This is a genomic window from Gluconacetobacter diazotrophicus PA1 5 (assembly GCF_000067045.1).
GTDB classification, from domain to species: domain Bacteria; phylum Pseudomonadota; class Alphaproteobacteria; order Acetobacterales; family Acetobacteraceae; genus Gluconacetobacter; species Gluconacetobacter diazotrophicus.
The window spans coordinates 3,286,080-3,306,971 of sequence record NC_010125.1 but is presented as its reverse complement, the minus strand read 5'-3'; the positions used below and the strand labels follow the sequence as shown (position 1 = coordinate 3,306,971).

Sequence of the window (20,892 nt, the reverse complement as noted above, 5' to 3'; positions counted from 1 at the left end):
CCATTTCCAACTGATTGATATGACTATCAGGCAGTGAGGAAGATGGCTCCCGAAGTAGGACTCGAACCTACGACCCAGCGATTAACAGTCGCTTGCTCTACCGACTGAGCTATTCGGGATCAGCGCCGGGGCACCGTATAGCGGACCTCCGGTTTGCAGGTAAACCCCCTATCCGATGTTTTTTTTGACGGGTAGGAGAGCAGGTGCCCACCATGGGGCGGCATCAGGAAACACGGGGGTCGAAGCGCACGCATGGATCAGATGGGCAGTCGATCCGCGTGGGGATTGTCGCGCCGCCGGGTGCTGATCGCAGGGGCGGGCGCGGGGGGCGCGGCCGCGCTGGCGGGCGGGCTGGCGGTGCGCCACCGGCTGCATCATCAGGCGGTCACTCATCACAAGGTGCTGCCCGACGGGCGTTTCCGCCGGCTGGCGCTGTCCTGGCCGTCCTCGAACATGCTGGTCTTCGCGGTGGCGCGGCAGCATTTCTTTGCCGCCTACAATCTGGACGTGGCGCTGGTCGGCGGTGCGCGCAGCGGGCGGGCCGCCATTGCCGACATGGTTGCCGGCCGGGCGGTGGGCGCGGCATCCCCGATCCTGACCTGGCTGGACGTGATGCGGCTGGGGGGAGTCCAGGCTCGTCTGGTCAGCGGCCTGCAATCCGGCACCTTCCGTTTGCTGGTCCGGCGCAAGCTCAAGGTCGTGCGGCTGGACGGCATCGCGGGGCTGCGAATCGCGGTAGAGGACCAGGACATGGCCGACCGGCTGTTCTTCTCGGTCATGATGCGGCGCAAGGGAATCGACCCCGAGGCATCGGTGCGCTGGGTCACCCTGCCACCCGAACAGGTGATGGATGCCGCCCGGGCGGGCGAGATCGACGCCGTGGCCGCGCACGACCCGCTGGCGTGGCAGTTGCTGCACGGGACGGATTCGCCGTTCTTCGAACTGGCCAACAGCACGACGGGTCATTACGGCGAGCGTGCCAACCTGGCGCTGGGCCTGTCGGATTCGCTGCTGCAGTCCGATCCGGCGGCGGCGGCGGCATTGGTCATGGCCCTGCGCGCGGCGTCGGACTGGATCAAGGCCCATCCCGACCAGGCGGCCAGCCTGATGACGGGGCAGATTCCGGGCATGGAGACCGGCGACATCCTGTCCATGCTGCGGCACGAGACATTGGGCATCAGCCCCGTGGGGAACGACCTGCGGGTGCAGGTGGCGCAATATGTGGATGAAATGAAGCTGCTGGGCCGCGTGCCCGATACGGTCGGATCATCGGCCTATGCCAAGCGGGTCTGCGCCAATGCCCTGGTCACCGATACGCCCGCCGCGCTGTGGCCGCAGGCGGTCGGGCCCACATAGGGCGGGATATTACAGACTATCCGTGGTGCCGTAGCGGACGCGTTTTTCCTTCAGCCATCGGCGATAGGCGACCGAGAGCGAATCCGCCCGGGTCGGGATTTCCGCGCGGGGGTCCAGCGGCAGCAGGCGGGGGCGCTGGTTTTCCAGGATGATCCGGTCCTGCAGGAAGATCCGCTGCTGGAACTGGATCAGGTCCGCCTGAGGCGAGGTCTCGTCGATCAGGAACATGACCGGGTGCGCGCGGCAGCGATCGGGCGCCGTGGGCTGGACGAACAGGGCGATGACGTCGGGGCGCACCGGATCGTTGGGGCACGTCTTGTACAGCAGCGTCACGAAGGGCGAGGCGACGCGGTAGATATAGCGCGTCTCCAGCCCCGTCAGGGCCGACAGGGCGGCCCGGGGCTGGTGGAACGCGCAGTCGGTGGCCCAGACCTCGTCCACGTCGCGGCGCCATTCGGTGTGGTAGCGCGCGACCTCGGTCTGCGGTTCGGCCCCCAGGATGTTGGTGTGGACGAAGGGAAAATGCGCCAGGTCGAGGAAGTTCTCGACCACGCGCAGGCCCGAGGCCCCGACATCGACCGAGCCGCAGCAGACCAGCCGGCGGTCGGGTTCCCCGGTCTCGGGGATGGCGACCGGGGCGTCGGGCGGCGTGCCCAGGCTGGTCCACAGGCAGCCATGGCGTTCGGCGACCGGCAGGGGCGCGTCCCGGCCCTCGGCCCGTACCTGGATCGCGCCGTCGGCCCCGCGATGGATCGCAAGGGCCGTGCCCAGCAGGGTGGTGCGCGGGGGCGGTGCGTCCAGGAAGCCGATGGCGTACCAGGCGTCCAGCACCGCGCGGTCGTCGGCGTCCACGTCAGGGAACGAGCGTGACGTCATCAGGTCCTCCGTTATCGCACGTCGCGGTGGTAGGGGACGCCCAGCGCCGCCGGGGCCGCCATGATGCGGCGCATGCGATGCCAGGCCAGGACCGGGACGATGATGAACGCGATCGTGCCCAGATAGGGCAGCATGTTCAGGAAGGCCGGCGCGACCGGCCAGTTCCGCGCCTGCCCCACATAGGACAGCGCGGTGATCAGCCCGAACAGCAGGCCGGACAGCGTGGCGCTGAACGGCCGGTAGCCGGCGAAGATGACCAGCGCCAGGGCGATCCAGCCCCGGCCCGCGACCAGGCCCTCGGACCAGACGGGAATATAGGTCAGGGTCAGGTAGCCGCCCGCCGCCCCGGCCAGGGCGGCGCCCAGCGTGACGTACCAGAAGCGCATGGCGGTGACGGGAATGCCCGCCGCGTCCGCCGCCGCCGGGTTTTCGCCCACCGCCCGCATGTTCAGCCCGTGCCGGGTATGGAACATCACCCAGTGCGCCAGCGCCGGCAGGACCAGATAGATCAGGTAGACCGGCAGGTTCTGCCCGAAGAAGGCCGGCCCGATCACCGGCAGTGACGACAGGCCCGGCACCGGCGCGCGGCCGAACGTGGCGGGGGACGGAATGCCGGCGTAATCGTGCCCGATGGTCGCGGACAGGCCCAGCCCCAGGAAGGTGACCGCCAGCCCGCACAGCACCTGGTTGGCGCGGATGATGACGGCGCCGAAGGCGAAGACCATGCCCCCCGCCGCCCCGGCCAGGGTGGCGGCCAGCAGGCCCAGCCAGGGATGCGGCGTGGCCACCACCGTGATGATGGCGACGACGGCGCCCAGGGACATCAGCCCCTCGACCCCCAGGTTGGTGACGCCCACCCGTTCGGCCAGGACCTCGCCCAGCGCCGCCAGGGCCAGGACGCCCCCGGCCAGGACCGCGGTGGTCAGCATGCCGGTCAGCAGCGCGATCATGGCGTGGACTCCGCACGGGTGGGGCCGGCAGGAGCGGCGGCCGGGCGGCTGGAGACGGGGCGGTAATGGGCCAGTTCGTCGCCGATGGCGATGGCGAACAGCACCAGCCCGGTGATGGCCAGCACCGCCGATGCCGTCAGTTGCTGCGTCTGCAGCACGATGCCGGAATCCAGGATGAAGGCCATCAGCAGCGCCGCCGGCAGCACGTTCAGGCACGATCCCCGTGCCAGCACCGCGACCACGATGCCGAAATAGCCGAAATTGTTGGCCAGTCCCCCCTGAAGCCGATGGACGGTGCCCGCGACCTCGAACACCCCCGCCAGGGCGGCCAACCCGCCCGAGAGCAGCATGACCGCCACGATGCGCGCCCGGACCGGGATGCCGGCATAACGCGCGGCCTGTTCGTTCGCGCCGCTGATCGTGACCTGATAGCCCCAGCGTGTGCGCGCCATGACCGCCGCCAGCACCAGGACGATGGCCAGCGCCACCGGAAAGCCCCAATGCACGACGCCCCACAATTCGGGGACCTGCACCGGCAGCCGTCCCGTGGAGGCCAGCGCGCCGGTCACCCGGTCATGCCACGGCCCGACCGCCAGATAGGTGGTCAGCAATCCGGCAACGAAATTCAGCAGCAGGGTGGTGATGATCTCGTTCACGCCGGCATAGGCCCGGGCCAGGGTCGGGACCAGGATCCACGCCATGCCGCACAGGATGCCGCATACCGTCATCAGCGGCAGGATGATGATCGCGGGCCCGGGCACGAAAAGGCCGATTCCCGCCGCCCCGATGGCGCCGGCATAGAACTGGCCCTCGGCCCCGATATTCCAGATGCCGATGCGCCCGGTGACGGTGACGGCGGCGCCGGTCAGCACCAGCGGGGTCATGAACAGGGCCAAGTCCTCCAGCCCGAAGCGCGACCCCACGGTGGAGCGCACCACCAGGTCGGCCAGCAGACGCGGGTCGCGCCCCGACAGGGCCAGGAACAGGGTGGTGACCAGCAGCGCGGCGACGACCGCGCCCGCGCGCCAGGCCAGCAGGCGCCCGGGCGCCACGGTGGGCAGGCGTTGCAGCTTGCCGGCCATCAGGCGGTTCCTCCCTGAGGTGCGGAATCCGGCCGGCCCGCGCGGCCGCCCATCAGCAGCCCCAGCGTTTCCATGTCCGCCGTCGCGGCGTCGATGGTCGCCATCAGGCGGCCGTGGAACAGCACGCCGATGCGGTCGGCCACGTTCAGCAGTTCCTCCCAGATCCTCGGACACCAGCACGATGGCCACCCCTGGTCGCGCAGGTCGGTCAGGTAGCGCAGCACGGTCGCGATCGCCCCGATATCCAGGCCCCGGCTGGGATAGGCCGCCACCAGCACCCGGCGGGCGATGCGGATTTCCCGCCGGGCCACCAGGCGCTGCTGGTTGCCGCCGGACAGGTTGCGGATCGGCATGGCATAATCGGGAATGCGCACCTCCGCCGCCCCGGCCAGGTCCCGCGCCAGGGCTTCGGCGGCGCGCGGGTCGTACAGCCCGCGTCGCCCGATCGGCGGGCGGTCATATTCGCGCAGCGCCATGTTGTCGGTGATGCCCAGCGACGGTGCCAGGCCGCTGCGCAGCCGGTCCTCGGGGATATGGCCGATGCCCGCGTGGGCGAAGGCGGCGGCGTCGGCCGCGCGGACCGGTGCGCCGTCCAGCAGGATCTCGCCCGCCGTGGGCGGCAGCATGCCGGTCAGCATCTGGGTCAGTTCGCGCTGGCCGTTGCCGGCGACGCCGGCAATGCCCAGGATCTCGCCGCCATGCAGGTCCAGCGTCACGTCGCGCAGGGTCTCGACGCCACGCGCGTCGCGGCAGGTGACGCCGCGCAGGCGCAGCACCGGGGCAGGGGCGATCGCGGCGGCACCGGGTGGGCGGGCCCGCATGTCGCGGCGTACGATGTCGCGCCCGACCATGGTGGCGGCCAGTCCCGCCGGGGTGCACTCCGCTGTCGGGTACGTGCCGATCCTGCGCCCGGCGCGCAGGATGCTGATCCGGTCCGAGATGTCCATGACCTCGTCCAGCTTGTGGCTGATCAGGATGACGGCGTTGCCCTGAGCGCGGAAGGCGCGCAGCGCGCGGAACAGGTCCCGCGCCTCGGCCGGCGTCAGTACGGCGGTCGGTTCGTCCAGGATCAGCAGCCGGGCCTGGCGGGCCAGCACGCGCAGGATTTCCACCCGCTGCTGCTCGCCCGCCGACAGGTCGCCCACCCGCGCGTCGGGCCGCACGGGAACGCCGAACCGGTCCGACAGCGCGCGGGTGCGCGATTCCAGGATGGCGGCCGAGGCGCGGGCCGGCGTGTCCCGCCAGCCCAGATGGATGTTTTCCGCGACCGTGAAGGCCGGGACCAGCTTGAAATGCTGGTGAACCATGCCGATTCCCGCCCGGATCGCATCCTGCGGCGAGGCGAAATGCTGACCGTAGCCATCCAGCACGATTTCGCCCGCATCGGGTTGGTAGATGCCGGTGACGACGTTCATCAGCGTGGACTTGCCCGCGCCGTTTTCGCCCAGCAGGGCATGGATTTCGCCGGGCCGGACATCCAGGCTGACATCCTGGTTCGCGATCACGCCGGGAAAATACTTGGAAATGCCCTGCAATTGCAGGATCGGCGGTGTGCCGGGCGCGACCGGCGGCGGTCCGTCGGCAAGCAGGGAGTCAGTCAAGGCCGCTGACTCCTTCCACCGACCAGTCCCACTGATAGATCAGCGCATCGTCCATCACCGTGCCGGCCGGCACGCGCAGCCGTCCGGCGGCATCGCGGATCGGGCCGCGGAACGGGTTGTACCCCGCCATGATCCGCGCGCGCATCGCATCGGCCTGGGCGGCGACGGCGGGCGGGACGGTCCGCCCCCAGGCGTCGCGGTCCACGCCCTGGCCCAGCGTCAGGAAATGCCCCTGCGGCTGCCAGGTGCCGGCCAGGCGCGCGCGGACCTGTTCCACATAATAGGCGCGGAAATCCAGCATCACCGAGCTGATATAGGCATCGGGCCCGTACTGGCGCATGTCGGTGTTCCACATCGCCGCCTTGATGCCGCGCTGCTGCGCCACGCGCAGATATCCGGGGTCGTCCATGATGCCGCACAGGAAGTCGCAGCCATTTTCGACCAGCGCGGTGCCGGCCTGGGTGGCGGCCTGCGGGTCGAACCAGGCGTTGATCGAAATCGCCTGCAATGTCGCGGCAGGGTTGACCGAGCGCGCGCCCAGCAGCACGGCGTTGGCCCCGGCATAGACCGAGGGAATGGGAAACGACCCCACGAAGCCCAGCCGGTTCGTCCTGGTCATCAGCCCGGCGGCGATGCCGATGACGTAGCTGGCATACCAGTGGGTCAGGTAATACCAGCCCAGGTTGCCGGTGACGTTGTGCCCGTCGCATTCCATGAAGGCGACGCCGGGCGCGCGGTCCGAGACATCACGGATGAAATCACCGTAGTCCGAGGTCGCGATGACCATCTGCGCGCCCTCGGCCACGAACTGGCGGAAGATGCGCGTGGCGTCGGCGGAATAGGGAATGCTCTCGACATACACGGTCCGCAGGCGCGGGAAGGCGGCGCGCACGGCCTGCACCCCCTGGTCGTGCGCCGCCGTCCAGCCCCCGTCCGTAACCGGACCGGTATGGCCGAACGCGACCAGCGCATCGACCTCGGCGATGGGCGGCAGAAGGGGCGGGCGGGATTGCGCCAGCAGGGCCGGCGGCCGCAGCAGCCCTGTGCCCGCCGCGCCGGCCGCCAGCCCCAGGAAATGTCGTCGCAGATGGTGTCGCGTCGCCGGATGCCGCCCCCGCGGCCCGTGCGTGGTCATACCTGACCTGGAACGGTCATGTCTTCGTCTTCCCCCACTCGATGCCCGGGCCGGTCCCACCCGGCGCCGGGCGTTCCCCCGGTATGGTCGATCCCCCCCTTACTGTCCCGCCAGTTCGGCGGACCGGACATGCAGGATATCGTGCCGCGCCAGGGCCTGCCATGTGGCGTCGGGGTCGGGATCGATCCCACGGCAGGCATCTTCGACCACGATCGTTTCAAAACCAAGGGCTTTCGCGTCGATGGCGGTGAAGGCCACGCAATAATCCAGCGCCAGGCCGGCGATGAAGATTCGCGTGATCCCCAGCCCCCTCAGCCAGTCCTCCAGCCCCGTACGGGTGGTCCGGTCGTTGTCGAGGAAGGCGGAATAGCTGTCGACGTCCTGCGCGCGGCCCTTGCGGATCACCAGGCCGATCCGCGTCTGGTCCAGCGACGCCGCCAGCTCCGCGCCCGGAGTGCCGGCGACGCAATGCTGTCGCCAGGGGCCGGGCGGCTGGGCGGTGGCGAAGGATGCATGACCGTGCGGGTGCCAGTCCTGGCTGGCCGCCTGCTGGCCGAAGGGCAGGCGCGTCAGGTGGTTGATGACGGGAATGACGGCGTCCCCCTCGGGCACCGGCAGCGCGCCGCCGGGCAGGAAATCGTTCTGCAGGTCGATGACCAGAAGGGCATCATGCGCGGTCACGTGGATCACGGTCGGGCCTCCTTGCGCGGGGCGGTTTCGAGACAGGGATGGCACGATCCCGCCCGCCGGGCTATCGGAAGATAAAGGGGATGGAGAGGCATGCGCATGGCGGGGGATCGGGGCGGCGGATGGTATCCGCTGATGCTGTCGGCGGATCTGGAGCCCGGCACCGTGGCCGGCTGCATCCTGCGGGGCCGTGAACTGGCGGTCTGGCGGGACGGGGCGGGGCAGGCGCATGTCTGGGACGATCGCTGCCCGCATCGCGGCATGCGGCTGAGCCTGGGATTCGTGCGCGAGGGCACGCTGGCCTGCCTGTATCACGGCTGGCGCTTCGGGGCCGGGGGGCGCTGCGTGCATATCCCCGCCCATCCCGACCTGACGCCCGCCGCCACGATCCGTGCCGCGCCGTTGCGGGCGGTGGAACGTCACGGCCTGGTCTGGACGGCGCCGGAGGACGGCGAAAGCAGCGCCCCGCAGGACGATCCGGCGATGGACGCCGTGGAGTGGACGCCCGTGCGTTCGCTGCGCATCGACGCCCCCTGGGGGAACGTGGCGACGGCGATCGGGATGCCGGACGGATGCCGGGTGGCGGTGCTGGACCGTGACGTCGCCGGGCCCGTGCTGGCCGCGATCCTGCCGGTGGATGGCACGCGCTGCATGCTGCACCTGCTGGCGGGTGGTCCGGCCGACCGGGGCGGCGACCGGGGCCGGCTGCACGATCTGGCCGACTGGGCGCAGGATGTGTGCCGGCGGATGGAGGAAACGGCATGAGTGCGCTGGTGCTGCATGACGATGAACTGGACGAGGAGTGCTATCGGGCCCGGCTGTTCCTCTCGCTGCTGGGGCTGAAGGCACGCATTGTGGCGGTGGATGTGGTGCCGGGCGGCCTGCAGGATTCCCCGTCCTTTCGTGCCGTCAGTCCGGCGGGGCTGCTGCCTGTGCTGCGGATCGAGGGGCAGGAAATCTGCGGTGCCGGCGCGGTGCTGCTGGCGCTGGCGCACAAGCGCGGAAACTGGTTGCCGGACGAGCCAGGTGCGTTCGCGCAGGTCGCGCACTGGCTGCATTTCGCGTCGGGCCCGCTGCGCCCCGCGATCGCGGCCCGGCGGGCCAGCCTGTTCGGCGGCGGCGAACCCGATGCCGCGCTACAGCGGCAAGGCGAGGCCGCGCTGCGGATCATGGAGGACCATATGGCCCATCGACGGCTGGATGGCGGGTCCTGGTTCGTGGGCGACGCGCCCAGCGTGGCCGATATCGCCCTGTTCCCATCCTTCGCCCTCAGCCGCGACTGGGGCGTGGACCACGCCTTCTACCCCGCGCTGCGGCGCTGGATGCGCGCGGTGCGGACGGTGCCGGGATTCGTCGGTATGTCCGGCATCCCCGAATATGCCTAAAAGGCTGTTTCAAAAGCCCCGCTGCCAGCGATCCGCCGTGTGTTTCCTGCGTTCCACTTCGCGCCTGTGCCCCTCGTAAAAGCAATCTCATCAGGACGACAGATTCGTCCCTCCAGGTCTTGCGAATCATAACGCGGACTCATAACGTCCGCGTATGTCACTTTATGGCGCAAGCACCGAATATGTCCTGCACAGCCTTCTCTGGCTCGTCGGCAATCCCGAACCTGTCAGCAGCCTCGATCTGGCGGACCTGCAGAACATTCCCGCGGCGTTTGTCGCCAAGCTTCTTCCCAGGCTCGAAAAGGCCGGCCTTCTTGAAGCTTCCGAAGGGTTGAGGGGTGGATACAGGCTGGCCAGACCCGCCGAGGACATCAGCGTGCTGGCCGTCGTCGACGCCGTTGAAGGCAGAAAGAGCCTTTTCAACTGTCAGGAAATCCGCAGACGCTGCGCCCTGTTCGACGAGCGGCCGCCACGATGGGCGACGCAGGGCGTTTGCGGCATTCACGCCGTCATGCTGCGGGCCGAGCAGGCCATGCGGCAGGAACTGGCTCGGACCTCGCTCGCCGATCTGGCCAGATCCGTTCGGGACAAGGCGCCGCTTCCGTTTCTGGGAGACGCGCAATCGTGGTTCGACGAACGCGTGCAGACCCGCCGCACCAGCAAGGTCAGACAACGAAGACGGCCGGACACGCCCTGACCCGCGACCATTCTCCTGCAACAGGACAATCGAATATGCGCAAGTTCATCGCTCTTGCCGCTATGGCAGCAAGCCTCTGGGCCTCTCCCCTCCTTGCGGCGACGACGGTCACGCCCCTGCTCGTCCATGATCTGCCAGGCATCCCCGGCAAGGAAGGCGCCATGCTGACGGTCGACTATGCGCCCGGAGGTTCGGACCCGATCCACAGGCATAATGCTTCGGTATTCGTCTACGTGCTGAAGGGAAGCATCACCATGCAGGTCGAAGGTGGCGCTCCCGTCACCCTGAAGGAAGGGCAGACCTTCTTTGAAGGACCGAACGACGTTCATCTCGTAGGGCGCAATGCCAGCCAGACGGAGCCTGCCCGTTTCCTTGCGTTTTTTGTCAAGGACAAGACGGCGCCCTTCGTTTTTCCCGTACACTGACCCATGGGGAATCAGGCCATGAAAGTTCTTGTCGCCGGTGCCAGCGGAGCGCTGGGCCGTCCGCTGATGACGCGTCTGCGAGACGCAGGGCACGAGGTCTGGGGGCTGGCTCACCGCCCCGAGAGCCTCAAGGCCGTCGAGAAGCTCGGTGCCCGTCCCGTGAAGGGCGATGCGCTCGACCGGTCCGGCATGTTCACACTTCTCGAGCAGATCCGTCCGGAAGCGGTGATTGACCAGCTCACCTCTCTTCCCGCCAGTCCCTTCGATTTGCCCAGGCGCCTTCCCGCCGACCGTAAGCTGCGTCTTGAAGGTGGCGGCAACCTGTTTGATGCCGCTCATGCATGCCAGGTACGGCGCTACATCCAGCAATCCTGCGGTTTCTATCTGGACGGTGACGGCGGCCTGGCGACGGAAGCATCGCCCCTGAGAATCGGTGCGCCCGGCAATATCGGAGAGAGCGCCCGTATGTATGCGGACTTGGAAAATCGGGTCCTGGGTGCGCATTCAATGGAAGGTGTAGGGCTGCGATATGGATTTTTCTACGGACCCGGAACCTGGTACTGGCCGGATGGTGCATTCAGCACGCACCTTTCCCGGGGCGAAATCTCCCTTGTCGGCGCAGGAAGCAGCACATTTTCGTTCATTCATGTGGATGATGCCGCACAGGCTACCGTGGCGGCTTTAACGGCGGCAGCCGGGCTCTATAACGTCGTCGATAGCCAGCCAACAAAAATGGCCGAATGGTTGCCGGCCTACGCAAACTGGATCGGAGCAGAGGCGCCCTCCGATCTGGGCGAGCAAGAGGCCCTGCGCCTGATGGGCGAGGAAAGCGTCTATTACCAGAACAGCCTGACGGGTGCATGCAATCGGAAAGCCCTGGAGGTATTGGGCTTCATGCCGCGGAGACTCCCCTGGCTCGACAGGTAGATCGAAGGATATTCCCTGTCACGTCAGCAACGTATTCGACGCGATGGCATTCGACTTGCCGGGATCAATCATATTTTTAGATAGGATAAGCGTCTTTCCGGACAGGATTCAGTCGGCCTCGGCGCGCCTCGGGCGCCGCGTGACCAGGAGCTGATTGATGCGGAAGCCTTCGACGTCGACCACTTCGAACAGGAAGTTCGCGGCCTCGACGCGGTCGGCCTTGCGGGCCATGCGGCGCAGGCGGTGCATGATGAAGCCGCCGATCGTATCGAAATTGTGGCTGTCGGGCAGCGTCGCGATCCCGAGTTCGCGGATCACGTCGCCGATCGGGGCCGCGCCGTCGATCAGCCACGAATTTTCGTCGCGGCGCACGATGGCCTGTTCCTCGAACGGGTTGGCCAAGCCGTCCATCAGCGCGCCCATGATGTCCTTGAACGTGATCAGCCCGACCACCAGCCCGTATTCGTTCACGATCAGCGCGAAGCCCGCGCCGTGCGTGTCGAACTGGGCCAGCGTGTCCCACAGATTCAGCGTATCGGGCAGCGACAGCACGTCGCGCCGCATGCGCGAGATCTGGCGCGCGGCCGGCAGGACCGTGCCGGGGGTGGCGGTCGGCGCGTCCTCGACCACGGCGGCCAGCACGTCCTCGGCGCGGATCGAGCCGATGACGTTGTCCAGCCCGCCATTGCACAGCGGATAGCGCGAATAGGGCTTGGCGCGGACCTTGTCGCGCTGGCTCTCGGTGCTTTCCTGCACGTCGAGGAAGACGATTTCGTCGCGCGGGGTCATGGCCGAGGTCACGGACCGGTCCTGCAACCCCAGGACGTTCTGGATCATCTGGTGTTCCTGCTCCAGCAGGATTCCCGATGCGGTGCCGGCGGCCAGGATCGCGCGCAGGTCCTCGGGCGTGACCGGTTCCACGGCCGAGGCCGCCGGGATCCTCAGCGCGCGCAGGATGACGTCGGAGATTTTCGAGAAGATCCAGACGGCGGGAAACAGCACCCGCAGGGCGATGGCGGGGAACCAGCCGATGGCCAGCGCCACGCGGTCCGGCGCGTTCATCGCGATCCGCTTGGGCAGCAGGTCGGCGAACAGCACGAACAGGCCCGTCACCAGCAGGAAGGACGCGGTGGAGGCCACGTCCGCCGCCAGCCCCGCCGCCAGGCCGGCCGAATGCAGGATCAGCGCCAGGGGCGGGGTGATCAGTTCGCTGCTGATGACGCCGCCCAGCACGCCGACGGCGTTCAGGCAGATCTGCAGCACCGTGATGACCTGCCCGCTGTTGCGGCGCAGGCGCAGGAAATTCACCGCCCTGGTGTCCCCGGCCTCGGCCCGGGTGCGCAGCCTGACATCACGCGCGGCGGCGAACGAGATTTCCGACAGCGAGATCAGGATGCTGACGGCGATCAGCGCGATGATGGCGATCAGGCCGGCCAGAAGAATCACGACCGGCCCCCTACGCGCGCGTCACGATGCATCCCGCACGGCGCGGCAGGCCCGGACGGGGGAAGGGGACGGCTGGCCCCGGCGACAGAATATTTCATGCACCGCGCAGTCTAGCGCAAATCCAGCACCTTAGGCCAGCCGAGGCATGGCGGGAAATCGGGGATGAGAGGAACGCAGATCCCGCTGTCGGTCCGTAAACGTGGTCTGGTGGGTGAGAGTGCCGCGAAGCGGCACGTCCGGCGTGTGTCTGCGAGCACCGGAGCGGAGCGGCCTTGATGGCCGTGAGCACCGGAGCGCAGCGGACGCGCGTCGGATCGCCACCAGAGCGCGTTTACGGACCGACAGGGCCGATACCGGCCAGTTCGCGCCAGCCTTCCTCATCCAGCGTGTCGATTCCCAGTTCGGCGGCCTTGCGGGCCTTGGAGCCCGCATCGGCGCCCAGCACCACCAGATCGGTCTTCTTCGAGACGCTGTCGGTGACGCGGGCGCCCAGCCGTTCGGCGATGGCCTTGGCCTCGGGCCGGGTCATGGTCGTCAGTGTGCCGGTGAAGACGACGGTCTTGCCCGACAGATGGCCCTGGGCCGGCAGGTCCTCGTCCTCGATCGCCGTCAGCATCGCCGTCAGGTCGTCCAGGGTTTCCAGATTGTGCGCCTCCATGAAGAAGGCGGCCAGTTCGTCCGCGATGGCGCCGCCGATCCCGGTGATCGAGCCCAGCGCCAGCCGTTCGTCGGACCCGATGGTGGTGGCGCGCAGCATCTGTTCGCGCCAATGCGTGTACGATCCGTAATGCCGGGCCAGCAGGCGTGCATTGCTGGTGCCGATGCGGCGGATGCCCAGCGCGTAGATGAAGCGCGCCAGCGGGATGGTCTGGCGAGCGCGGACCGACGCGGTCAGGTTGCGGGCCGAGACCGTGCCCCAGCCCTCGCGCGTCGCGATGTCGGCCTCGTGGTCCGGCAGGCGGAAGATGTCGGCCGGGGTCTTCAGCAGCCCGTCGGCATGGAATTCGGTGATCGTGCGTTCGCCCAGCCCGTCGATGTCGAACGCGTCGCGCGAGACGAAATGGATCAGCCGTTCGACGACCTGCGCCGGGCAGGTCAGGCCGCCGGTACAGCGCCACACCACCTCGCCCGGCGGCCGCTCGGCGCGGGCGCCGCAGATCGGGCAGGTGTGGGGGAAGATGAATGCCTCGCCGCGCGGCGGGGCATCCGCGCCGGGCGGCACCACGCCCAGGATCTGCGGAATGACGTCGCCCGCGCGCTGGATCTGGACCAGGTCGCCGACGCGGACGTCCTTGCGGGCGATCTCGTCCTCGTTGTGCAACGTCGCACGGGTGACGATGACGCCGCCGACATTGACCGGTTCCAGGATCGCCACCGGGGTCAGCGCGCCCGTGCGGCCGACCTGGATGTCGATCCGGGTCAGGCGGGTGATGGCCTGTTCGGCGGGGAACTTCCACGCGATCGCCCAGCGCGGCGCCCGGCCGACGAAGCCCAGCCGGTCCTGCAGGGCCAGGTCGTCGACCTTATAGACCACGCCGTCGATATCGTATTCCAGCCCCGAGCGTTCGCGGGCGATGCGATCCATGAACGCTTCCGCCGCCTCGGCGCTTTCGACGACGCAGGACAGTGGATTGACCGTGAATCCCCACTGCCGCAGCCGCTCCAGATAATCCCAGTGGGTGTCGGCCACCCGGTCCGACGAAAACCCCTGGGCATAGGCGAACAGCGACAGCGGCCGGCGGGCGGTGATGTTGGGATCGAGCTGGCGCAGCGACCCCGCCGCCGCATTGCGCGGATTGGCGAAGGGTTTCTGTCCGGCTTCGGCCTGGGCGGCGTTGATCGACAGGAAGGCGGGCTTGGACAGGAAGACCTCGCCCCTGATTTCGATCAGCGCGGGGGCCGGGCCCTTCAGCCGCAGCGGCACGTCGCGCAGCGTGCGCAGGTTGGCGGTGACGTCCTCGCCCTCCGTCCCGTCGCCGCGCGTGGTGCCGCGCACGAAGCGGCCGTGCTCGTAGGTCAGGCTGATCGACAGGCCGTCGATCTTGGGTTCCGCGACGAAGCGCAGGGCGCGGGCCTGATCGTCGTTCAGGCCGAGGAAGCGGGCGGCGCGGGTCACGAAGGATTCGAAATCCTCGCGGCCGAACACGTTGTCCAGCGAGAGCATCGGCACCAGGTGGCGATGCCGGCCGAACGCGGCGGAGGGCGCGCCGCTGACGTGCAGCGAAGGGCTGTCCGCGCGGCGCAGGTCGGGGAAGCGGGCCTCGATCGCCAGGTTGCGCTGGCGTAGCGCGTCATATTCGGCGTCGGTGACGGTGGGGGCGTCGTCCTCGTAATAGGCGCGGTCCAGGGCGCGGATCTGCTGGGCCAGACGCTCCAGTTCCACCATGGCCTGGGGTTCGGTCAGTTCGGACGGGTCCAGCCTGGCGAGATCGGGGGCGGGATCGTGTGCGCGGGACATGGCGATATTAACCTTGCAGAAGACTGTCCGCCGCCGCCCGCGCGGCCTCGGTGATCGTGTCGCCGGCCAGCATCCGGGCAATTTCCTCGCGCCGCTGTGCCGCCGACAACGGCTCGGCCCGGGTTTCGGTTCGGCCCTTGGTCACCGATTTGCTGATGCGCAGGTGCGCGTCGCCCCGGGCCGCGACCTGCGGGCTGTGGGTGACGACCAGCACCTGCACGTCATGCCCGACGCGGGCCAGCCGGTCCCCGATGGCCGAGGCGGTGGCGCCCCCCACGCCCGAATCGACCTCGTCGAACACCAGGGTCGGTACGGCGGACCGGCCGGCCAGCACGACCTTCAGCGCCAGCATCAGGCGCGACAGCTCGCCGCCCGATGCGACCTTGGCCAGCGGGCCGGGGGGCTGGCCGGGATTGGCGGCGATCTGGAACGCCGCCTGTTCGCGCCCGCGCGCGGTCCACGCTTCGGGCGGCAACGGGGGCAGCGAGACGAAGAAGCGGGCGCGTTCCAGCCGCAGCGGGCGCAGTTCGGCGGTCACTGCCTGTTCCAGGCGCCGCGCCGTCGTCTCACGCGCGGCGGACAGCCGGCCCGCCGTGTCCTCGAAGCGTGCGCGCCGGGTGCGGACCGCCTCCTGCAGGGCGCCGATCCGGGCGTTGCCGGAATCCAGCGCCGCCAGCCGGTCGGCGAAGGCCGCCAGCAGGCCCGGCAGTTCGGGCACCGACACGCCATGCTTGCGCGCGGCGGCGCGCAGGGCGAACAGCCGTTCCTCGGTCTGTTCCAGCAGGTGGGGGTCGGATTCCGCGTCGGCGGCCAGGCGCGAGAGCAGGGTTTCGGCCTCGCCCAGGGCTTCCTCGGCGCGTTCCAGGGCCGCCAGCGCGTCATGGGCCAGCCGGTCGGCGCCGCCGGCCGCCGCATCGTCCTCGCCGGCGGCGGGCAGCAGGCGCTGCAGGGTCCGGCTGGCGCCGCGCAGGGCGGCGGCGGGGCCAGGTGGCGCGGCGGTCGCGCAGGCGACAGTTCGGCCAGCGCCAGCCGCAATGGCCTCGCCACGCCGTTCGCCCTGTTGCAGCGACTGGCGCAGGCCGGCCAGATGCGTTTCCTCGTCCTCCTGCGGGGCCAGGCTGGACAGATCCTCGACCGACTGGCGCAGCCAGTCTTCCTCGCGCGCCGCGTTTTCCATCGCGGCCTGGGCGGCGGCCAGTTCGGCCGTGGCCTCCATCCATGCGCGATAGGCGGCGGCGGTATCGGCCCGCAGGTCGGCCGGCACGCCGAAGGCATCCAGCAGGTCCAGATGCGTGGACTGGTCCGCCAGCCCCATCTGTTCGTGCTGCCCCTGGATTTCGACCAGCAGCGACGCCGCGCGGCGCAGCAGGGTCACGCCGGCCGGCTGGTCGTTGATATAGGCGCGGGACCGTCCATCCACCGTCACGATCCGGCGCAGCACCAGCGGGTCGCGCGGGTCGTCGATCAGGATACCCTGTTCGGCCAGCAGGCCGGGCAGCGGATGGCCGGGGGCGAGTTCGAAGCAGGCGGTGACGCTGGCCTGCTCGGCCCCGGCGCGGACCAGCCCCGCGCTGGCGCGCTCGCCCAATGTCAGGCCCAAACTGTCCAGCAGGATGGATTTGCCCGCCCCGGTTTCCCCCGTCAGCACCGTCAGGCCGGGCGAAAACGGCAGGTCCAGCCGTTCGATCAGGACCACGTCGCGGATCGAGAGATGAGTCAGCACAACGTCGTCCGCCCGTAAACGCGCGCTGGCGGCGATCCGAGGCGCCTTTCCTGTGCTCCGGTGCTCACGGCCCACAAGGCCGCTCCGCTCCGGTGCTCGGAAACGCACGCCGGGCGCTCCACTGCGTTCCGCTCTCGCTCGTCAGCCCACGTTTCCGGGCGGACGCCTGGAACACCGTAAACGCGCGCCGGCGGCAATCCGAGGCGCGTTTCCTGAGTTCCGTTCTTGTTCACCGGCCTATGCTTCCGGACAGGCGCTTAGAAGACCGAGTGCCACATGCGCGAGAAGAAGCCGCGTCTGGCCGGCGTGGCGCCGGGCGGCGGCGGGGCATTTTTCGCGTGCGTGTCGTCAACGGGCGTGGCCGGCGTGGTGTCGGGGACCGAGCCGGGCAGCGGGGCGTGGGGGTCCAGCAGGTTCTTGCTGCGCAGCATGTTGTAGCTGAAGCGGTACCATTTGCTGCCCGGATAGTTATAGGACAGCACCGAGGCCGTGCGGCGCGCCTGGTCCGTCAGGCCCAGATCCAGATACACCTCGACCAGACGCTCCAGCGCCTCGGGCACGTGGTTGGTGGTCTGGAAATCCTGCACCACGCGCTGGTAGCGGTTGACCGCGCCTTCGTAATTCCGCTGTTCCTCGTAGAACCGGCCGACCAGCATTTCCTTGCCGGCCAGATGGTCGCGGCACAGATCGACCTTCAATTGCGCATCGCGGGCATAGGGCGATTGCGGGAAGCGGGTGATCACCTCTTCCAGCGCGTTCATGGCCTCGACCGTGCCCTGCTGGTCGCGCTGCACCTCGGCCACCTGCTCGTAATAGCACAGGGCCCGCAGGTAGAAGGCATAGGCCGCGTCGGCGCTGGTCGGGTGCAGTTCCAGGAAGCGGTCCAACTGCTGCACCGCGTCGGCGTATTTGTCCTGCAGGTAGTTCGCGTAGCCTTCCATGAGCTGTGCGTTCGCGACATAGCCGGAATAGGGATAATTCTGCTGCAGGACCTCGAATTCCGCGGCGGCCAGGGCATAGCGCTGGTCGCGCAGGGCGTCGATGCCGTTATTGTAGAGCGTTTCGACAGGCGGGACATGGGATTCCATGTCGTTGATCGCCTTCTTGTCGCCGCCGCAGGCCGCCACCGCCAGGATCAGGGCCAGTGATGCGAATCGGGCGGCACGGAGGCCGTTCGAACGGTCAGCGAAATGATATCGAATTCTGCGCAGGGACATGCCGGCTCTTCCAGTTCGGTCTGCCTTATATCATGCGGCGGGCCGTGGTGAAGGCCATGGCGTCGTTTTCAATGCAATCCGGGGTGATACGGCCCGGTAGAGCCGGCCTGGAAACGTGGTCTGGTGAGCGAGAGTGCCGCGCAGCGGCACGCCCGGCGTGTGTCTGCGAGCAGCGAAGCGGCCGTGTCGGCCGTGAGCATCGAAGCACAGCGGATGCGCGTCGGGTCGCCACCAGCGCGCGTTTACAGGCCGACTCTAGGCCGCCGCACGCAGTGCGGCCTGGGCACGCTGCGCGCGGGTGTGCATGCGCCAGGCCGCACGGTCGGCGAACAGCGCGCGCAGCAGCCGGTTGTTCAGCGCGTGGCCGGATTTGTGGCCGGTGAACAGGCCGTTGATCGCGCCGCCGGCCAGGTACAGGTCACCCACCGCGTCGATCATCTTGTGACGGACGAATTCGTCGGGCCGGCGCAGGCCGGACGGGTTCAGAACGCTGGCGCCGTCCACCACGATCGCATTGTCCAGCGAGCCGCCGCGCGCCAGGCCCGCCCGGTGCAGGGCTTCGATTTCCTGGCGCAGGGTGAAGGTCCGACAATTGGCGATTTCGGCACGGTAGCCCTGACGGTCCAGACGGGTCGCAAACGTCTGCTCGCCGATCGCGGCGGCGGGGAAGTCGATGGACAGGGTCAGCGACAACCCGCCCTCGCGGCCCGGGCGCAGTTCGGCGAAGGCGTCACCCTCGGTCACGCGAACGGGGCGCAGGACGTCGATCGCGGTGCGCGGGGCGGCCTGTTCCGCCAGGCCCGCGCAATCCAGCAGGAAGATGAAATCGGCCGCCGAGCCGTCGAAGACCGGGATTTCCGGCCCGTCGACATCGATCAGCACATTGTCGACGCCGCTTCCCGACAGGGCGGACATCAGATGTTCGATGGTGGCGATGCGCAGCGCGGGGTCCGTGGCATCGCCGATGACGGTGCTCAGCCGCGTATCGACGACATGGTCGAACCGGGCCGGAATGGTGCGGTCGTCCAGGTCGGTGCGCCGGAAGACGATGCCGGTATTTTCCGCCGCCGGATGCAGCGTCAGGCGAATGCGCCGCCCGGTATGCAGCCCGACGCCGATGGAGGAAATGGAATTGCCCAGCGTATGCTGCCGCGCCGTGCGTACCGCCGCGCGCGCGGGGGCGGGGCTGCCGGACGAGGTGGCACCCGAGGGGGCGCTGCCAGAAGATACACCGACAGAGGACACAGTATCATGCCCCGGAATTGCCAGCATACCGTCCATCGCGTGTCCCTCGCGTTGTTCTTTATTCAGTCGCTAAAAGAACGACAGCCTAATTTGTAGCGTCGGGGTGGTGGACAGGCGAGTCAATGTTTGTTGCCGACTGTTACGGGTTAAGAACCTGAAACAAAATGAAAAAAAGCCACGATGCCTGGGGCATCGTGGCGGATCGCCATCAGGACCGGCGCCGGCTGCTGCTGTCAGGACTGGCGGCGCAGGAAGGCCGGGATGTCCAGACCGACCTCGTCGGCCGTGGCCTGGCGGACGGTGGCGGTGGGCTCCTGTTCCGGCAGCACGGGCTCGGCACGCTGGGGGGCCGGCGCGGGGGCGGCCCCGCGGCGCAGCACGCCGGTGACGATGTTGAACAGGCTGTTGCCCCGCTGGCCGGCCGGCGATGCGTCCTGCGGGCGCGGCGGTTCCGAGAACAGCGGCGAGCGGGGCGAGGGCCGGGCGCCCGGCGCCACGTGCTGCGGCGTGGAATGGGGCGACGGCGCGGGCACGGGCCCGGTGTTCATGAAGTTCGGGGTGGGGTGGCGCGGGGCGGGCTGCCCCCCGGCATGGGCCGCTGCCGGATCGGGCGCCACGGCTTCCTGCACCGAGGCGCGGTCCGTTGCCGCGTCCGGTTGGGGGGCGGCTTCGGCCTGCACCGGTTCGGCAACGCGGACCGGCGGGGTGTCGATGCCGGTGGCGACGACCGACACCCGGATGCGCCCGTTCAGCGATTCGTCGATCGCCGAGCCGAAGATGATGTTCGCGTCGTCGGCCACTTCCTCGCGGATGCGGTTGGCGGCCTGATCGACTTCGTACAGCGTCATGTCCTCGCCGCCGGTGATGTTGATCAGCAGGCCGCGCGCGCCGGCCATCGACGTGTCTTCCAGCAGCGGGTTGGAAATCGCGTCCTCGGCCGCGGAAATGGCGCGGTTGTCGCCATCGGCCTCGCCGGTGCCCATCATCGCCTTGCCCATTTCGGCCATGACGGTGCGGATGTCGGCGAAATCCAGGTTGACCAGGCCCGGCGCCATCATCAGGTCGGTCACGCCGCGTACGCCCATGTACAGGACGTTGTCGGCCATCTTGAACGCGTCCTTCCAGCTCGTCCGCTCGGTGGCCAGGCGGAACAGGTTCTGGTTGGGGATGACGATCAGCGTATCGACGTACTGCTGCAGTTCCGCGATGCCGGCATCGGCGGATTTCGACCGGCGCGCGCCCTCGAAGGTAAACGGCTTGGTGACGACGCCCACGGTCAGGATGCCGCGTTCGCGCGCCATGCGCGCGATCACCGGCGCCGCCCCCGTGCCCGTGCCGCCGCCCATGCCGGCGGTGATGAACACCATGTGCGCGCCGTCCATGTGGCGGGCCAGCTCATCGGCCGCTTCCTCGGCCGCCGCGCGCCCGATCTCGGGCTTGGCGCCCGCGCCCAGGCCCTGCGTCAGGTGCGGGCCAAGCTGGACGCGGCGGTCGGCCTTGCTGTGCGACAATTGTTGCGCGTCGGTATTCGCGACGACGAATTCCACGCCCTGCAACTGGGACTGGATCATGTTGTCGACCGCGTTCGTGCCGCCCCCGCCCACGCCGATCACGGTGATCCGCGGCGTGAAGTCGGAATGAAGCTGCTGCGGAATGCTGAGGTTGAGGGTCATGGGCGTCTC

General features: G+C 68.8%; 17 protein-coding genes, 1 tRNA gene and 1 pseudogene. 6 read left to right on the top strand and 13 right to left on the bottom strand.

All coding sequences use genetic code 11. The features are described 5' to 3' along the window. Positions 1-43 precede the first annotated feature (43 nt). A tRNA-Asn gene (locus tag GDI_RS15235) sits at positions 44-119 on the bottom strand. A gap of 142 nt (positions 120-261) precedes the next feature. On the opposite strand from GDI_RS15235, the gene GDI_RS15230 reads away from it, so the two are divergent. Continuing rightward, complete coding sequence (locus GDI_RS15230) at positions 262-1,356, top strand: ABC transporter substrate-binding protein (protein WP_041249867.1); 1,095 nt, start codon at positions 262-264, stop codon at positions 1,354-1,356. Between the two features lie 9 nt (positions 1,357-1,365). Here the strand turns inward: GDI_RS15230 and GDI_RS15225 are convergent, their stop codons facing one another. The 6 genes and pseudogenes from GDI_RS15225 to pncA all read right to left on the bottom strand — a co-directional run bounded on the left by GDI_RS15225 (position 1,366) and on the right by pncA (position 7,690). Further along, positions 1,366-2,232 carry an aromatic ring-hydroxylating oxygenase subunit alpha gene (locus tag GDI_RS15225; protein ID WP_050935065.1) on the bottom strand — a complete coding sequence of 289 codons (867 nt, stop codon included), beginning with the start codon at positions 2,230-2,232 and terminating at the stop codon, positions 1,366-1,368. Positions 2,233-2,243: 11 nt separating this feature from the next. Beyond that, on the bottom strand, positions 2,244-3,182 hold the full coding sequence (locus GDI_RS15220; RefSeq protein ID WP_012227634.1) for an ABC transporter permease: 939 nt from the start codon (positions 3,180-3,182) through the stop codon (positions 2,244-2,246). Then, complete coding sequence (locus GDI_RS15215; RefSeq protein ID WP_012227633.1) at positions 3,179-4,264, bottom strand: ABC transporter permease; 1,086 nt, start codon at positions 4,262-4,264, stop codon at positions 3,179-3,181. The genes GDI_RS15220 and GDI_RS15215 overlap by 4 nt, the downstream gene beginning before the upstream one ends. Then, positions 4,264-5,865 (bottom strand): annotated as a pseudogene (locus GDI_RS15210) (ABC transporter ATP-binding protein). The gene GDI_RS15215 and the pseudogene GDI_RS15210 overlap by 1 nt, the downstream one beginning before the upstream one ends. After that, a complete protein-coding gene (locus GDI_RS15205) occupies positions 5,858-7,000 on the bottom strand; it encodes a BMP family ABC transporter substrate-binding protein (protein ID WP_012227631.1) in 1,143 nt (380 codons plus the stop codon). The pseudogene GDI_RS15210 and the gene GDI_RS15205 overlap by 8 nt, the downstream one beginning before the upstream one ends. A gap of 99 nt (positions 7,001-7,099) precedes the next feature. After that, positions 7,100-7,690, bottom strand: a complete 591-nt coding sequence (pncA, locus tag GDI_RS15200; protein ID WP_041249524.1) for a bifunctional nicotinamidase/pyrazinamidase — start codon at positions 7,688-7,690, stop codon at positions 7,100-7,102. 96 nt (positions 7,691-7,786) lie between these two features. Between pncA and GDI_RS15195 the strand changes: the two genes are divergently transcribed. From GDI_RS15195 to GDI_RS15175, 5 genes are all read left to right on the top strand, one after another. After that, positions 7,787-8,452, top strand: coding sequence for a Rieske (2Fe-2S) protein (locus GDI_RS15195; RefSeq protein WP_012554785.1), 666 nt, complete (start codon positions 7,787-7,789; stop codon positions 8,450-8,452). Beyond that, positions 8,449-9,072, top strand: coding sequence for a glutathione S-transferase family protein (locus GDI_RS15190; RefSeq protein ID WP_012227621.1), 624 nt, complete (start codon positions 8,449-8,451; stop codon positions 9,070-9,072). Before GDI_RS15195 ends, GDI_RS15190 begins: the two co-directional genes overlap by 4 nt. A 154-nt stretch (positions 9,073-9,226) precedes the next feature. Next, positions 9,227-9,769, top strand: a complete 543-nt coding sequence (locus GDI_RS15185) for an RrF2 family transcriptional regulator (RefSeq protein ID WP_012227620.1) — start codon at positions 9,227-9,229, stop codon at positions 9,767-9,769. A gap of 35 nt (positions 9,770-9,804) precedes the next feature. Beyond that, positions 9,805-10,194: a cupin domain-containing protein gene (locus tag GDI_RS15180; protein ID WP_012227619.1), complete on the top strand. Its 390-nt coding sequence runs from the start codon at positions 9,805-9,807 to the stop codon at positions 10,192-10,194. 18 nt (positions 10,195-10,212) lie between these two features. Next, complete coding sequence (locus tag GDI_RS15175; protein ID WP_041249523.1) at positions 10,213-11,121, top strand: NAD-dependent epimerase/dehydratase family protein; 909 nt, start codon at positions 10,213-10,215, stop codon at positions 11,119-11,121. A gap of 108 nt (positions 11,122-11,229) precedes the next feature. Here the strand turns inward: GDI_RS15175 and GDI_RS15170 are convergent, their stop codons facing one another. The 6 genes from GDI_RS15170 to ftsZ form a co-directional block, all read right to left on the bottom strand. After that, on the bottom strand, positions 11,230-12,567 hold the full coding sequence (locus GDI_RS15170; RefSeq protein WP_012227616.1) for a hemolysin family protein: 1,338 nt from the start codon (positions 12,565-12,567) through the stop codon (positions 11,230-11,232). 331 nt (positions 12,568-12,898) lie between these two features. Continuing rightward, complete coding sequence (gene ligA / locus GDI_RS15165) at positions 12,899-15,025, bottom strand: NAD-dependent DNA ligase LigA (protein ID WP_050935063.1); 2,127 nt, start codon at positions 15,023-15,025, stop codon at positions 12,899-12,901. A gap of 7 nt (positions 15,026-15,032) precedes the next feature. Next, a complete protein-coding gene (gene recN / locus GDI_RS15160) occupies positions 15,033-16,748 on the bottom strand; it encodes a DNA repair protein RecN (protein WP_012227612.1) in 1,716 nt (571 codons plus the stop codon). A gap of 257 nt (positions 16,749-17,005) precedes the next feature. Continuing rightward, positions 17,006-17,965 (bottom strand): outer membrane protein assembly factor BamD, encoded by a 960-nt coding sequence (locus tag GDI_RS15155; protein ID WP_012227611.1) that lies wholly within the window; start codon positions 17,963-17,965, stop codon positions 17,006-17,008. 255 nt (positions 17,966-18,220) lie between these two features. Beyond that, positions 18,221-19,246, bottom strand: a complete 1,026-nt coding sequence (gene lpxC / locus GDI_RS15150) for a UDP-3-O-acyl-N-acetylglucosamine deacetylase (RefSeq protein ID WP_012227610.1) — start codon at positions 19,244-19,246, stop codon at positions 18,221-18,223. A 197-nt stretch (positions 19,247-19,443) separates the two neighbouring features. Continuing rightward, positions 19,444-20,883, bottom strand: coding sequence for a cell division protein FtsZ (gene ftsZ / locus GDI_RS15145; protein WP_012227608.1), 1,440 nt, complete (start codon positions 20,881-20,883; stop codon positions 19,444-19,446). Positions 20,884-20,892 lie beyond the last annotated feature (9 nt).

Coding starts and splice junctions, on each gene's coding strand:
- GDI_RS15190 (WP_012227621.1), top strand. CDS start 8,449: ATGAGTGCGCTGGTGCTGCATGACGATGAACTGGACGAGGAGTGCTAT.
- ftsZ (WP_012227608.1), bottom strand. CDS start 20,883: ATGACCCTCAACCTCAGCATTCCGCAGCAGCTTCATTCCGACTTCACG.
- GDI_RS15230 (WP_041249867.1), top strand. CDS start 262: ATGGGCAGTCGATCCGCGTGGGGATTGTCGCGCCGCCGGGTGCTGATC.
- GDI_RS15205 (WP_012227631.1), bottom strand. CDS start 7,000: ATGACCACGCACGGGCCGCGGGGGCGGCATCCGGCGACGCGACACCAT.
- GDI_RS15195 (WP_012554785.1), top strand. CDS start 7,787: ATGGCGGGGGATCGGGGCGGCGGATGGTATCCGCTGATGCTGTCGGCG.
- GDI_RS15185 (WP_012227620.1), top strand. CDS start 9,227: ATGTCACTTTATGGCGCAAGCACCGAATATGTCCTGCACAGCCTTCTC.
- GDI_RS15175 (WP_041249523.1), top strand. CDS start 10,213: ATGAAAGTTCTTGTCGCCGGTGCCAGCGGAGCGCTGGGCCGTCCGCTG.
- GDI_RS15220 (WP_012227634.1), bottom strand. CDS start 3,182: ATGATCGCGCTGCTGACCGGCATGCTGACCACCGCGGTCCTGGCCGGG.
- GDI_RS15225 (WP_050935065.1), bottom strand. CDS start 2,232: ATGACGTCACGCTCGTTCCCTGACGTGGACGCCGACGACCGCGCGGTG.
- GDI_RS15155 (WP_012227611.1), bottom strand. CDS start 17,965: ATGTCCCTGCGCAGAATTCGATATCATTTCGCTGACCGTTCGAACGGC.
- GDI_RS15215 (WP_012227633.1), bottom strand. CDS start 4,264: ATGGCCGGCAAGCTGCAACGCCTGCCCACCGTGGCGCCCGGGCGCCTG.
- GDI_RS15180 (WP_012227619.1), top strand. CDS start 9,805: ATGCGCAAGTTCATCGCTCTTGCCGCTATGGCAGCAAGCCTCTGGGCC.
- lpxC (WP_012227610.1), bottom strand. CDS start 19,246: ATGGACGGTATGCTGGCAATTCCGGGGCATGATACTGTGTCCTCTGTC.
- ligA (WP_050935063.1), bottom strand. CDS start 15,025: ATGTCCCGCGCACACGATCCCGCCCCCGATCTCGCCAGGCTGGACCCG.